General features: G+C 66.9%; 13 protein-coding genes. 3 read left to right on the top strand and 10 right to left on the bottom strand.

The genetic code is table 11. From position 1 onward, the window contains the following. Window positions 1-49 precede the first annotated feature (49 nt). The 8 genes from AB4Z48_RS19705 to AB4Z48_RS19670 form a co-directional block, all read right to left on the bottom strand. Window positions 50-940, bottom strand: coding sequence for a polysaccharide deacetylase family protein (locus tag AB4Z48_RS19705; RefSeq protein WP_441616951.1), 891 nt, complete (start codon window positions 938-940; stop codon window positions 50-52). Window positions 941-950: 10 nt separating this feature from the next. Continuing rightward, entirely contained in the window at window positions 951-2003 is a 1053-nt protein-coding gene (locus AB4Z48_RS19700) for a bifunctional UDP-4-keto-pentose/UDP-xylose synthase (RefSeq protein WP_441616949.1), read from the bottom strand. Beyond that, a complete protein-coding gene (locus tag AB4Z48_RS19695) occupies window positions 2000-2950 on the bottom strand; it encodes a formyltransferase (protein ID WP_441616947.1) in 951 nt (316 codons plus the stop codon). Before AB4Z48_RS19695 ends, AB4Z48_RS19700 begins: the two co-directional genes overlap by 4 nt. Next, the gene (locus tag AB4Z48_RS19690; RefSeq protein WP_441616945.1) at window positions 2938-3933 is read right to left on the bottom strand and encodes a glycosyltransferase; all 996 of its coding nucleotides are present in this window, start codon (window positions 3931-3933) and stop codon (window positions 2938-2940) included. Before AB4Z48_RS19690 ends, AB4Z48_RS19695 begins: the two co-directional genes overlap by 13 nt. After that, window positions 3912-5075 (bottom strand): DegT/DnrJ/EryC1/StrS family aminotransferase, encoded by a 1164-nt coding sequence (locus AB4Z48_RS19685; protein ID WP_441616943.1) that lies wholly within the window; start codon window positions 5073-5075, stop codon window positions 3912-3914. The genes AB4Z48_RS19690 and AB4Z48_RS19685 overlap by 22 nt, the downstream gene beginning before the upstream one ends. Before the next feature lie 34 nt (window positions 5076-5109). Further along, complete coding sequence (locus AB4Z48_RS19680) at window positions 5110-5481, bottom strand: DMT family transporter (RefSeq protein WP_441616941.1); 372 nt, start codon at window positions 5479-5481, stop codon at window positions 5110-5112. Further along, window positions 5478-7265, bottom strand: coding sequence for a glycosyltransferase family 39 protein (locus AB4Z48_RS19675; protein WP_441616939.1), 1788 nt, complete (start codon window positions 7263-7265; stop codon window positions 5478-5480). The genes AB4Z48_RS19680 and AB4Z48_RS19675 overlap by 4 nt, the downstream gene beginning before the upstream one ends. Window positions 7266-7649: 384 nt before the next feature. After that, window positions 7650-8213, bottom strand: coding sequence for an HdeD family acid-resistance protein (locus tag AB4Z48_RS19670; protein ID WP_441616937.1), 564 nt, complete (start codon window positions 8211-8213; stop codon window positions 7650-7652). Between the two features lie 234 nt (window positions 8214-8447). Here AB4Z48_RS19670 and AB4Z48_RS19665 point away from each other — a divergent pair, with 234 nt between their 5' ends. Continuing rightward, window positions 8448-9347 carry a hypothetical protein gene (locus AB4Z48_RS19665; protein ID WP_441617110.1) on the top strand — a complete coding sequence of 300 codons (900 nt, stop codon included), beginning with the start codon at window positions 8448-8450 and terminating at the stop codon, window positions 9345-9347. Between the two features lie 81 nt (window positions 9348-9428). Here AB4Z48_RS19665 and AB4Z48_RS19660 read toward each other — a convergent pair whose 3' ends face one another. Both AB4Z48_RS19660 and AB4Z48_RS19655 read right to left on the bottom strand, forming a co-directional pair. Then, on the bottom strand, window positions 9429-9731 hold the full coding sequence (locus tag AB4Z48_RS19660; RefSeq protein WP_441616935.1) for an amino acid ABC transporter permease: 303 nt from the start codon (window positions 9729-9731) through the stop codon (window positions 9429-9431). A 355-nt stretch (window positions 9732-10086) separates the two neighbouring features. Then, complete coding sequence (locus AB4Z48_RS19655) at window positions 10087-11025, bottom strand: amino acid ABC transporter substrate-binding protein (RefSeq protein ID WP_441616933.1); 939 nt, start codon at window positions 11023-11025, stop codon at window positions 10087-10089. Between the two features lie 238 nt (window positions 11026-11263). Between AB4Z48_RS19655 and AB4Z48_RS19650 the strand changes: the two genes are divergently transcribed. Beyond that, on the top strand, window positions 11264-13057 hold the full coding sequence (locus tag AB4Z48_RS19650; protein WP_441616931.1) for a DUF2138 domain-containing protein: 1794 nt from the start codon (window positions 11264-11266) through the stop codon (window positions 13055-13057). Between the two features lie 26 nt (window positions 13058-13083). After that, entirely contained in the window at window positions 13084-13755 is a 672-nt protein-coding gene (locus tag AB4Z48_RS19645; protein ID WP_441617108.1) for a DUF1175 domain-containing protein, read from the top strand. Window positions 13756-13767 lie beyond the last annotated feature (12 nt).

Below are 13767 nucleotides of genomic sequence, written 5' to 3'. Positions count from 1 at the left end.
AACGACCGCGCCCCCGGGAAAGGGGGCGCGGCAGTCATTCCGGTGCGGCTCAGGGCTGGATGATCAGCTCGCCGCTGCGGCCTTCGATGGCGCCCCAGGTCACCGGGGCCTGCGGCAGGGCCGAGCGGTCCAGGTGGCGGTAAAAGGTGGCCATCGATACCAGCTCGTGGCCCTGCGCGCGCCAGCCGTCCAGCAGCCGGTTGAACACCGGCGCCAGCTTGCCGCCTTCCAGCTCGGTATGCAGCGTGAAGACATGATCGCGCTCGCCTTCGCTCAGGCGCAGGACAGCGGTGTGGACATTGTCCTCGGTCAGGCCATCCGTGCCGATCAGCTCGTCGAGCGTGGGCAGCGTGGTCGGCATCTGCACGTGGCGGCACGCCACGCCGTCGACGGTCGGAATGTAGGGCGCGGTCCCGCGTCCATCGGACGCATAGACCATGCCCCAGTCGTCGATCTGGCGGAAGGCCTCGTCGTTCATCTGCCAGCCCGCCGCGCCGTGGGTGGGCGGCGCCTCGCCGAAGATATCCACGTAGCGGTCGAAGGCGCTCTGCATCTGGCGCCGGGTCCAGGCGGCATCGCGCCCGCGCACATTGTCCTGCCAGTAGACGTGGTCCCAGGTATGGATGCCGCACTCATGGCCGGCCGCGCGCGCCGCGCGCATCTCGGCGGCGCCCTTGCGGCCAATGTCGGGGCCGGGCAGCAGCACGCCGTACATCAGCGTGCGCAGGCCGTAGTTGGAGACCACCGAGGTGCGCGACACCTTCTGCAGGAAGCCGGGGCGAAACACCCGCCGCAGTGCCCAGCCGGTGTGATCCGGCCCGAGACTGAAGAGAAAGGTCGCCTCGGCCCGCACGCGGGCCAGCATGGCGAGCAGCGCCGGCACGCCTTCGCGGGTACCGCGCAGCGTGTCGACGTCGACCTTGAGGGCGATACGGGCCATCGGGCGCGCCTTAGTTGGCCGAGTCGACCAGGGTACGCGCTTCCACCACCTTGCCGCGGTAGGCTTCGAAGATCGCGCGCAGCGCGTCTTCCATGCCGACCGAGGGCTTCCAGCCCAGCTCTTCGATGGTGTTGTCGATCTTCGGCACGCGGTTCTGCACGTCCTGGTAGCCCTTGCCGTAGAAGTCGCCCGAAGACGTTTCCACGATCTGGGTTTGCTTGGCCAATTCGGCGTATTCCGGGTAGTCGGCGGCCATCTTCAGCATCATCTCGGCCAGTTCGCGCACCGAGTGGATATTGGCCGGATTGCCGATGTTGTAGATCTTGCCGGTGGCCACGCCTTCCGGGTTCTCGATGATGCGCATCAGGGCGCTGATGCCGTCGGTGATGTCCGCGAAGGCACGTTTCTGCGCGCCGCCGTCGACCAGCTTGATCGGCTCGCCGCGCACGATATGGCCGAGGAACTGGGTCACCACGCGCGAGGAACCTTCCTTCGATTCGAAGATCGAGTCCAGGCCGGCGCCGATCCAGTTGAACGGGCGGAACAGGGTGTAGTTCAGGCCTTGCTCCATGCCGTAGGCGTGGATCACGCGGTCCATCAGCTGCTTGGAGCAGGCATAGATCCAGCGCGGCTTGTTGATCGGGCCGCAGATCAGCTCGGAGGTCTCGGGATCGAACTCGTCGTCGTGGCACATGCCGTACACCTCGGAGGTGGACGGGAACACCAGGTGCTTGCCGTACTTCACGGCGGCACGCACGATCGGCAGGTTGGCTTCGAAGTCGAGCTCGAACACGCGCAGGGGCTGGCGCACGTAGGTGGCCGGGGTGGCGATGGCCACCAGGGGCAGGACCACGTCGCACTTGCGGATGTTGTACTCGATCCACTCCTTGTTGATGGTGATGTCACCTTCGAAGAAGTGCATGCGCGGGTGATCGATCAGGTCGCCCAGGCGATCGCTGGACATGTCCATGCCGTAGACTTCCCACGGCGTGGTTTCGAGAATGCGGCGCGTCAGGTGATGGCCGATGAAGCCGTTGACGCCAAGAATCAGGACCTTTTTCATCGGTTTTCCTCTTTGGATTGTGCAGTAAGAAATGTAGAGAGTACGTCGGGCGAAACGGCTTGTGCCGGTGCACCCGCGTCGAGTAATGCCTGGATCAGGATCGTGCCGCCGTCGCCGCACAAGCCGATGATCTGTCCGCCTGCCACGTGCAGGCCGGGACGGGCGCCGGCGGGCAGCCCGGCGCTAGCGGCCGGATTGCCATGCGGGCGGCGCGCCTGTGCCACCACGAAACGCCGCCCGCCCACGTCGGTGAAGGCGCCGGGATAGGGCGGCGCGACGGCGCGCACCAGGTTGTAGACCTGGGCGGCGCCTTGCTGCCAGTCGATGCGGCCGTCCTCCGGCTTGCGGCCGGAAAAATAGCTGCCTTCGGCGAGGCGGTTGGGCAACTGGACGATATTGCCGGCCATCATGGCGGGCAGGGCACGCCATAGCGTCTGCTCGGCCGCCACGGTCACCTTCTCGAAGACTTCGCCCGCGGTGTCGTCCGGCAGGATCGGCACGGAAGTCTGGTCGACGATATAGCCGGCATCCGGCTTGGCTTCCATGGCGTGCAGCGTCGCGCCGGTTTCGCTTTCACCGTGCAGCACTGCCCAGTTCACCGGCACGCGGCCGCGGTACTTCGGCAGCAGCGAGCCATGCATGTTGAACGCGCCCCGCGGTGCCAGCGCCAGCACCGCCGCGGGAATCATCGAGCGGTAGTAGAAGGAGAAGATCGCGTCCGGGCGCGCGGCAGCCACTGCCTGCGCGATCGCGGGGTCGCGCGGATCTTCGCCATAGGTGAAAGGTATGCCGAGCTCGGCGGCGGTATCGGCGACGCGGCGGAACCAGATGTTCTCGTCCGCGCGGTCGCGGTGCGTGATGACCAGCGCCACTTCCACGCCGCGCGCATGCAGCACGCGCAGGCAGCGGTCGCCGACGTTGTGATAGGCGAAGACTACTGCGCGCACGATGAGGGCTCCGCGATTTTCTGCTGTTCGGGGTTGCCTTCCAGCACGGCCTGGATGCGGTAGCGCGGGCGGTTGCGTACTTCCTGGTAGATGCGGCCGATGTACTCGCCCAGCAGGCCGATGCCGAACAGCATGATGCCCACCAGGAAAAAGTTGAAGGCCAGCAGGGTGAACACACCCTGGACTTCCGCGCCAAGCAGGAAGCGGCGTACCAGCAGCACCACCACCAGCCCGGCCGAAGCCAGCGAGAGCAAGGTGCCGATGGCCGAGAACCATTGCAGCGGCACGATCGAGAAGCCGGTCACCAGGTCGAAGTTCAGCCGGATCAGCTGGAACAGCGAGTACTTGGATTCGCCGGCGTGGCGCTGCTCGTGCTCCACCATGATTTCCACCGGATTGGAGGAGAACGTGTACGCCAGCGCGGGGATGAAGGTATTGACTTCGCGGCAGGCATTGATGGTGTCGACCACGTCGCGGTCATAGGCGCGCAGCATGCAGCCCTGGTCCGTCATCTTGATGCGCGTGATGCGCTCGCGCAAACGATTCATGGCGCGCGAGGCAATGCGGCGGAACGCCGTGTCGTTACGCTCGCGGCGGATGGTGCCGACGTAGTCGTGGCCTTCGCGCATGGTCGCCACCAGGCGCGGGATTTCCTCCGGCGGGTTCTGCAGGTCGGCATCCAGCGTGATCACGATCTTGCCGCGGGTCTGCTCGAAGCCGGCCAGGATGGCCATGTGCTGGCCAAAGTTGCCGTTGAACAGCACCACGCGCGTGACGTCGGGGCGCAGGCGGTACTGGCTGGCCAGGATCTGCGCCGAGCGGTCGCGGCTGCCGTCGTTGATGAAGATGATCTCGTAGCTGCAGGCGAGACTGTCCATCGCCGGGTAGAGACGGTCGAACAGGGCTTGCAGGCCGTCTTCCTCGTTGTAGACGGGAATGACGACGGAAACCTCGACGGGGCTTATTTGAGGAGGCGTTTGCATGTTTCGCTGAGAGTTGCGCAGACCCGTTCCACGTCGGCGGACTGCATGGCAGGGAACATCGGCAGAGTGACGATGCCCCGTCCGATGCGCTCGGCATGTGGCAGCATGCCTTCGCGCCAGCCAAGGGAGCGGTAGTAAGAAAACAGGTGGAGGGCGGGATAGTGCACGCCGGTGCCGACGCCGCGCTCGCGCATGCCTTCCATGACGGCGGTGCGGCCGCCCTCGATGCGCGCGGCCGGCAGCACCACCTGGAACATATGCCAGTTGGTGGTGGCCAGTTCGCCGTCGCGCGGCAGCGGCAGCTCGATGCCGAGCTCGGCCAGGCCGGCGTCGGCGGCGCAGCGGAAATAGGCTTCGGCCAGTTCGGCGCGGCGCGCGGTGACACGGTCGAGGTGTGCCAGCTGCGACAGGCCGATGGCGGCATTGACGTCGGTCAGGTTGAACTTGCCGCCCGGTTCTTCGACATCCATGCCGTCCATGCCGGTGCGAATCACGCCTTGCAGGCGCAGGCGCTCGGCACGCAGGGCTTCTTCGGGCGAGTTCATCACCAGGCAGCCGCCTTCGACGCTGGTGATGTTCTTGTTGGCCTGGAAGCTGAAGCTGACCAGGTCGCCGAAGGCGCCGATGCGCTGGCCGCGCCAGCGCGAATCGATGGCCTGGGCGGCGTCCTCGATCACGCGCAGGCCATGCTTGCGCGCGATGGCGTAGAGGCGGTCCATGTCGACCGGCAGGCCCGACAGGTAGACCGGCATGATGGCGCGCGTGCGCGGCGTGATGGCGGCTTCCACGGCGTCGAGATCGAGGTTGCGCGTGCGCGGGTCGATATCGACGAAAACCGGCTTTGCACCCACCGCGACCACCACGTTGGCGGTCGCCACCCAGGTGATCGGCGTGGTGATGACCTCGTCGCCGGGGCCAATGTCGGCCACGCGCAAGGCGATCTCCATGGTTGCCGAACCATTGGCGAAGGTGCGCACCGGACGGCCGCCGAAGAGCGCGGACAGCGCATCCTCGAACGCGTGCATCTTGGGGCCGGAAGTGATCCAGCCCGAGGCCAGTACCTTGCCGACTTCGGCAATGGCGTCGGCGTCGATCACCGGCTTCACGAAGGGCAGGAAATCTTGGGCTGCGGGTGCGGTCATGGCGGTCAGGCTTGTTGGTGCAATGGTACGGTGATCAGGAGCGGGCAATCAGGAACACGCCGGCGAGAATCAGCAGGATGCCTGCCACGCGCATCGGGCCGATCATTTCGCCGAACAGCCACCAGGCCGCCAGCGCATTCACCACGTAGCCGAGCGACAGCATCGGGTAGGCAATGGAGACGTCCACGCGCGACAGGCCCACGATCCACACGCCCACGCTCACCACGTAGAGCGTGAGGCCGGCCAGCACGGGCCACTGCGTCAGCACGCGCAGCGCCGTGGTGAACAGCGTGGCGCGCTCCAGGGTGATGGCGCCCACGGCGTTGGTGCCAGCCTTGAGCAGCAGCTGCGCGCACGCGTTGAGCAGCACGCCGGTAAAGATGAAAGCGAAAGTCGATAGCGTCATGGCGCGCGGTTCGGTTCTGGCTGGGTTGCCGCCGGCGCCTGGCCGGGCGGCGGGAAATTGGTGACCGCCACGCGGCGCTTGTCCTGCCCGATCTTGTACATCGGCACCTTGCGCTCTTCCAGCAGGCGGTAGGTCGCGGCCGACATGATACCTACGGCATGCTGGCCGTCCTGCCATTTTGCAATAAAGGCATCCAGGCTGGGCAGCCATTTCTGCGGTTCCTGCTTGGTGCCGAATTCAAGCTCGTCCGGCCATTCCACCATGATGGTGGTGCGGCGCAGGTAGTAAGGCAGGGTGTGGTCCAGCATGCGCACGCCATAGATGGGCATGTCGTCGGTCAGCACGGCCTCGATGGCCGGCACCATGTCCACGCCGGAGGTCGGCCGTCCCATCACTTCGTGACCGAGCAGCGCGACCGTGAAGCTGCTGAGCATGGCCAGGGCGTAGACCGTGATGCTTACCATCAGGCCCTTGGCCGCCAGCAGCCACCGCGCCAGGAAGATTCCGCCCAGCATCAGCACGAAGGCCGCGCCGACCCAGACCGCGAACAGCCGGTACAGCTCGTTGGGCGTATTGTCGGAATTCAGCGTGGCCACGTACGGGCTGGCGAGCAGGCCGATGGCGGCGATCACCAGCATGCCGTTGAGCTGCCGGCGCCAGTTGCGCTCGTCGATGTACTGCAGCGCCACCGCCGCAAGCATTCCCAGCGCGGGAAAGATCGGCACGATGTATCCGGGCAACTTGGAGCCCGACAGGCTGAAGAAGACGAAGATGGCAATGGCCCACACGGCCAGCAGCAGCGCCGGCTGGAACGGCCTGGCGGCCGTGCCGCGCGCCGCGGCAGCGCGGGCGTCCACGCGTTCGCCCCGCACCACCTGCCACATGCGCGGCATCAGGCCCAGCCAAGGCAGGAAGCCGGCCACCAGCAGGGGCACGAAGTACCAGAGCGCGCCCTTGCGCGAGTGCACCGTCGAGGTGTAGCGCTGCCAGTGCTCATGGATAAAGAAGAAATTGAGGAACTCGGGGTTGCGCTCCGACACCAGCCAGAACCACGGCACCGTGACGATCAGCATCAGGACGATGCCGCTGACCAGGTGCAGGCGCTTCCACAGGCCGAAATCGCGCGAGATCACCGTGTAGATCACCAGCACCAGGCCGGGCAGCGCAATGCCCACCAGGCCCTTGGTCAGGATCGCCACGCCCATGGCCACCCAGCAGGCCCACATCCAGTAGCGGCGGCCGGCCGGGGTGGCGTCGGGGTGCTGGGCCAGCAGCATGAAGGCCAGTACGCAGGCCATGGCGCCGGACAGCGTCATGTCGAGCGAATTGAAGTGCGAAGCAACGCTCCACATCGGTGCGGCAGCCAGCACCAGGCCGGTCAGGAGCGCCGCGCGGGCGCCATACCAGCGGGATGCCGCCAGCATCGACACCACCAGGCCGACCATGCCGGACAGCGCCACGCACAGCCGTGCCTGCCAGTCGCCCACGCCGAACAGCGTGTACGACAGCGCCGTCACCCACATGTGGAAGGGCGGCTTCTCGAAATACTTCAGCGCGTTGTAACGGATCGTGACCCAGTCGCCGGTGGCGAACATTTCGCGGGCGATCTCGCCATAGCGGCCCTCGTCGGAGCGCAGCAGATGGCGCGCCTCGAGCGTGCCGAACCAAACCAGGAGAATAAACAGGCTGACCAGGATAATCGCCGTGGTGGGCAGGCCGGCAGATTGCGAAACACCTTGTGCGGTGCTTCGCGAGGTTTCTCGCGAGGTCACGGAACTACGCATACGTCTCCTGGAAACGGTCGGATGGGCGTCATGCACTGATGACGGGCGATTCCTGGCCGGACCCGGCAAGGCCTGGTGCCTTGCCGTGCCGCCGGAACGCCGGTTTCGGCCGTGGGTGCGCCCGTGCATCGCGTGCCAATGGCCAGCCCGATTTATCTGTTTCGGGGGCGGCTCGCATGCAGGGAACACATCACAACGCAGCAGCCGTCGCTTTGGTGGACAACAAGGCCAAAGCGCTTGCCAGCGCCGGCCGCCTGGGCTGGATTGGCAAACGGCAAACCGCGCCCTCAATGTGGCGCGGCGCGCAATGTTAGCACGACAGCCCGCACCCGCCGCCGCTCGGGCGGGCAGGCAAGCCGAAGCGTCACCCGGACAAGCGGCATGTCAGCCCGGAAGCGGCGCAGTCGGCATATTGCGGGCGCTGCGCAGGCGCAGGGCGGCACCGATCAGGAGGATGCCGCAAACCAGCGCCCAGGCCCCGATCATCCACAACAGCGCCAGCGCGCCGGCCAGCGGCTGCCATAGCAACAGGAAAGCGAACACGATGCTCACCAGGCCGGCCAGCACCAGCCACCATTCATTGGGAATGTCCTTGCGCAAGCGGATGGCGGCCACGATCTGCAGCACGCCGGTGGCCAGCGTCCAGGCTGCGATATAGAGCAGGAGCGAGAATGCCGTGACCACCGGGCTGAACCAGGTCAGCAGGCCCACGCCGAGGCCAAGCAAGCCTTGCAGTGCAAGGATGCCGCGGTCGCTGGCCTCGCGCTGGCTGCCGGAGATGGCCATCGCCAGGGCGGTCACGCCATCGGCGGCCGCGAAGGCGCCAAACACCAGCACCAGCGCGGCCAGGGTGGCTATGGGCGCGAAGAACGCGCAAATGCCGAACAGCACAGCGAAAATGCCACGCAGGCCGACGACCCACCAGAGCTTGGCGTAGTAGTGAAGCATGGATACCTCCCTGACAAGCTGCAAGCTGGCCCGGGCGAGCACTGGCCTGCACGGACGAAGACCGACAAGACAAGCCAGCGAAAAAGCGCTAATTTCTAACCAGAGCGGGCGGCGACGCCTGCCTGCCCCGGCGCGCAGGTGCCTTGCCGGAACCAGCGGGGGCGTGAACTCATTCTAGACAGGATTCATGTGAGCATAAAGGCGCAATTGGCCGGGGCTTCCGCGTTGGCGGCGATGCTGCTGGCGCACGGCGGGCCCGCGCTCGCCCAGGCTACGGCTACGGCTACGGCTACGGCTACAGCCACGGCCACGGCTGCGGCTGCGGCCAGCCAGGTCGCGGCACAGGTTCCAATGGAAGCCGTGGCGCGCTCGGCGGCGGTCCTGTGCGATGCGCCCTGGTTCCGCTCAGGCGCGCGGGTGCAGATGGAAGGCGACGGCGACATGCCCACGTCGATCACCATGACGCTGCGCCACACCACCAGGAACGACGCCGGCTGCCGGGCCCAGCTCGAAGTGCGCTCCAAGTCGGCGCTGTCCGCCCTGATGGGGCCGCCGGTCATCATGGACCAGGTCCATATGGTCAATATAGAGCGCCGCACCAGTACCGCCAGTGCCAGCATCGAGAGCGAGCATGCCGTGATCAACGCGCAGGGACGCTATGCCCGCATGTATGGCGAGGCGGCATTCCGGGGGCAGGGCGTGTTCAACTACGCGGGGACGGATGTCCGCGAGGGCGGCACGATCGATGGCGAGATGTTCGAATCCAGCGTGTCGCTGCAGATCTATCCGCTCGGCGGGGATGACGTCATCGGCAGCATGCGCGCGCTGTACGCGTCGATCAACGTCGGTACCCGCCATGTCGGCAAGCGCCAGATGATCGATACCGTGATGGGCCGCAAGGAATGCATGCCCATCACCTACGAGAAACGGACGTCGCTCGGCCCGCTGATGGTGGGCGAGGAGGTGGTGCAGGTGGAGCCCGCCGTCCTGTACGTCACGGACTGGTATTGCCCGGCGGAGGCCTTTGTCCTGCGTACCGAGGTCCGCCAGCGCAACAAGCAGGACAAGGCAGACAACCGGCCGGAAAAGGTCGAGCGCATCGAGGTGACGGCGCTGGAGCTGGGCGCGCCCTGAGCGTTCGTGTCCGTGCCGTGCCGGAATGAAAAGAGCCCGCCGGATGGCGGGCTCTTTGCCGTACCGTGCCGATCCTGTCGATCAGCCGGCGGCGGCGGCCGAAGCGGGCTTCTTGCTCTTCTTGCTGCTCTTCTTGTGCGACTTCTTGGCAGCCGGTGCCGATGCGTCGCCGGTCAGGTCCGCGCGAGTGCTCTTGTTCGCGCCCTGGGTGTACGGGTCGAACTTGTCGCCCGACTTGGCGCCCTGGGTGTACGGGTCGAATTTCTCGCCCGACTTGGCGCCCTGGCTATACGGGTCGAACTTCTTCCCGCCGGTCTGGGCCTGGGCAGCCACGGAAACGGCGCCGATACAAAGCGCGATGGCTGTCGCGACGAACTTGTTCATGGTTTCTCCTGAAAAATGCCGCCTTGCGGCGGTTCGAATACGCGAAAAACTGCCTTGGGGAGAATCACCTTGCGCAAGCCTGGCAGCCCCCCAACCGTTTATCCGCTCAGTCCCAGTGTCGCCAACATTTCCTGCGCTTGTCAACTTGGGGTGTATTGCCGGGAACACGGTTTATGCCGGCCTATGGAAAGCCGCTATTGCGGCGATCCGCGGGACTTGCTTGACAGTTGTCACGCATGTTGATGATGCGCTACATCCGACATTGTGTGAATCAGATAAGTGAATAATAAGGCGCAAAAACCCCGCGGACCTCTCGGTCGACGGGGTTTCTTGTTACAGCGCAACGCGTGCGGGCTTACTCGGTCGCCACGTCCGAAGGATGCTTCCAGGCGTCACGTACCTGCGCGCTGGGCGCCAGCGCCAGGTTGATGTTGCGTGTCCCGATCGGCTGCTGGAACCATTGCTTCTGCAGCGCGAGGACCTGCGGCCCGGCGAAGACCGAGGCCAGGGTCTGGTCCACCAGTTCCTTCCACTGCGAATCGGCGCGCGACATCATCAGGGCGTTCTGTTCGGTCGACAGCGCCGGGCCCACGATCACGAACTGCGACGGATCCTTGGCGCGGGCGCGCAGGCCGGCAAGCAGCACGTCGTCCATCACGAAAGCCTGGGCGCGCCCGGATTCGAGCAGCAGGAAGGACTCGCCGTGGTCCTTGGCATAGATGTCGTGAAAGCCATACTGGGCCTTCAGGCGGCGCACATGGCGGTCGCCGGTGGAGCCGGCGCTCGTCACCACGTTCTTGCCGCGCAGATCCTCGAAGGACTGGATGCCCGAATCCGCGCGCACCAGCATGCGCACGGTGGAAATGTAGTGCGAGACGCTGAAGGCCACTTGCTTCTGGCGTTCCAGCGAGTTCGTGTTGGGCGCGCAATCCAGGTCGACCAGGCCGTTGACCACGGCAGGGATGCGGTTTTGCGGCGTGAGCGGCATCCAGCGGATCTTGATGGCCTTCAGGCCCAGCTTGACGCGGGCGGCTTCGGCGGCGCGCAGGCACAGGTCCACGGCGTAGCCTGCCGGCTCGCCCTTGTCATCGGCGAACGAGAAGGGCAGTGCCGATTCGCGGTAGCCCAGGACGATGGTGCCCGTGCTGCGGATCTTGTCGAGCACCGGGCTCTGGGCCAGGGCGGCATGGGGGGCGACGGCCGCCAGCGCACCGGCGGCGGCAAGAACGAAGCCAACGAGCAGGCGCGAGGCGCGTGCCGCGCCAACGCTTTTGAATGAGGCAAACGACAGCATGATGCGAGACTTTCAAAAGCGGCAAGCGTACGCCGGGTGCCGTGGCGCACAAAGTACATCTTCGTCATAAGTAAATACCCTGCCAGATATCCGGACGGCGAGCGACGGGCCCCGGCAAAGGCGCAGTGCTGGTATCACAAAATTTCACAGCGGCCGGCTTGCGGGCGGATCGATGTGCGCGGTACGCTACCGGGTTCGCTGCATCAGTGACGTGCGGTGATCACGACGGTGGGGAAACATGAGAATGTCGCGCAGGAAAATCGGGCTCGGCGTGGCCGCGATGGCGCTTGCCGCGGGCGTGGCCGTGCAGCTTGTCTGGCACCCGTTCGGCAAGGCCTGGAAAGGGCAGCCGCGGCAGATCGAGCTGGATTTCGGCCGCCCGGACGCGCTGGTCGACAGCGAAAGTCTGTCCAGCCTGCCGAAAGACATGCTGCGCGTGCCACTGCTGCGCGACGTCCTCACCGAGGACTTCGTGAACTACTACGAAGACAATGAAGGCCGTCTCTCGGCCGCCGGCGCCTTGCGCCGCATTGCCTTCGAGCATGACCTCGACTGGTCCGACGCCCTGCTCAGGCGGGTTTTCGACGAGCCCGGCAGGCTGATGGCCTGGCGCGGCGCCGACGGCACGCTGCGCTACTGGGCGCTGGCCATGGAGCGCAACGGGCTGGCCAAGGTGCTGCAGACGCTCGGCACCATTGCGCCGGCGGATACCCAGCTCACCCGCGCCGGCGAGATCGACGGCACGCCGCTCTACGCCTTGCGCATCGGCCCCGCGCGCAGCTTGCTGATCGCGGGCAAGGGCGAGCGCCTGGTGGTGCTGTCCGAGGCGGGCATGCTGCTCGATGCCGAAGGCAAGCCGATCGGCGCGCGCGCCAAAGCGGTGGCGGCATGGCTGTCCGACGATGCCGCCGCCCGCGAGGCCCCGCTGCAGGCGTTCGCGCTCGAACCCGTCAAGGGCGCGCCCAGGGGCCACCGCGTGGTGGTCGGCGCGAACTATCTGTCCTTCGGCTACCAGGCCTTCTTCCCCGGCATCGAGGCGTTGCGCTTCGACTTCGCCGGTGCCGATCCCAAGGCCGCCGCGGGCAGCACGGAATGGCAAGGCGCCGTGCTGGTCGATGGCGCGCGCCTGCCCGGCAAGTGGAATGCCGCCGCGCTCTGGCAGGCCTTGCCCGCGGATCCGGCTGCCTGTGCCACCCTGCCGGTCGACTGGCAGGCAGCCGGCAAGATGCTGCAGAAGGTCAGCGGCGGCAAGGACGAGCTTGCCGCCCAGGTCGGCCAGGCGTTCGAAGGCCCGGCCGCAGTTTGCTGGTATGGCAAGTCGGCTCTGGTCGCGCCCCTGTTCATGGCGCGCCTGAAGTCGGCCGAGGCTGCGTCCGCGCTGCGCCCGTTGCTGGCCGGTCTGTTCGAGCAGGTAATCGGTGCCTACGAGCCCGCGGCCGGCGGCGACAAGGGCACCTACGCGCGCCTGCCGGTGCAGGGGCGCAAGGGCGCAGGCGACGCCGAGCTGTGGTCGCGGCCAGTCAGCTCGCCGTATGGCACGCGCGAGGCCAAGGGCGCGCCGTTCGCGGCCCAGCTGTCCGCCGGCGCTTATTTTCCCGTGACGCTGGCGCTGGCCGGCAATACCGTGCTGTTCTCGCCCGACGCCACGCTCGTCGACGACGCGCTGGCGGTGCAGGGCAAGCGCTTCCCGGCGGTGGCCGACACCATGCCGCGCGACCGGCAGGCCCGCACGGTGCTGAGCTTCACGCCGTCCACGCTGGCGCTGCTGGTGCGGCGCGAAGCCACCAGGGCGCTGCCCGCCGACCAGGAAGCCCTGTTCCTGAACGCAGCGCGCGCGCATCTGTTCCCCAAGCTCAAAGCCCTCGGCGCTTATCCGGCGATGTCGCTGGTGCTGCCGGGCAACCTGCCTTCGGGCCGGGGCTGGGTGTCCGTGACATGGCAGCAGTCCGGCGCACCGCACGGCGTGCTGGCGGCCGCACCGGCCAGCGCGGCGCTCCTGCAGACGCAAGGCAGCCAAGAGGCCACGCAGTGACGGTCCTGCGCCGAGGCCGTCGCGGGATGCTGGCGGCGCTGGCCGCGGCATGCCTGCCGCTGGCCGGCCCGGGCCGTGCGCTGGCATTGTCGGGGCTTGAAGCCGCCGCGCCCGAGGGCGGCCAGCTCGACCCGGCCCAGACCACGGCGTTCCGGGCCTGGTTCGTGCGCATCGTCGGCGAGCAATTGCGGCAGGGCCCGACTCCGCGCTGGTACCAGCGCGACTGCGTCGGCCTGGTCCGCTTTGCCGTGGGCGAGGCGCTGCGCGTGCACGACGCACGCTGGCTGCGCGCCAACGGCATGCAGGGCGGCGCGGCGGCCCGCCAGTTGCCGCCAGAGCTCAGCCTGAGCCCGGCCCAGCGCACGCTCGGCCAGCGCTGGACCCGCGCCGACGGCAGCACCGGCGCCTATGCGTCGGCCCTGGCGCTGGTGCAGGGCAATAGCCGCTTTGTCGCGCGCAACGTCAACCTGGCGCAGCCCGGCGACCTGCTCTTCTACGACCAGGGCGACGAACAGCACCTGATGATCTGGATGGGTCAGTACCTGGCCTATCACACCGGCACCGTGACCCGTAGCGATAACGGCCTGCGCGCCGTCTCCCTTTCCCGCCTGATGCAATGGAACGATTCGCGCTGGCAGCCGCACGACGGCAACCCCAATTTCATCGGCGTATTCCGTTTCGCCTTTTTGTCGAGGTAAAGACGATGCCTG

The organism is Cupriavidus sp. 2TAF22 (assembly GCF_052115045.1).
In the GTDB taxonomy this organism is placed as follows: Bacteria; Pseudomonadota; Gammaproteobacteria; order Burkholderiales; family Burkholderiaceae; genus Cupriavidus.
The sequence above is the reverse complement of the archived record's forward strand: the minus strand, read 5'-3'. Positions and strand labels throughout refer to the sequence as shown.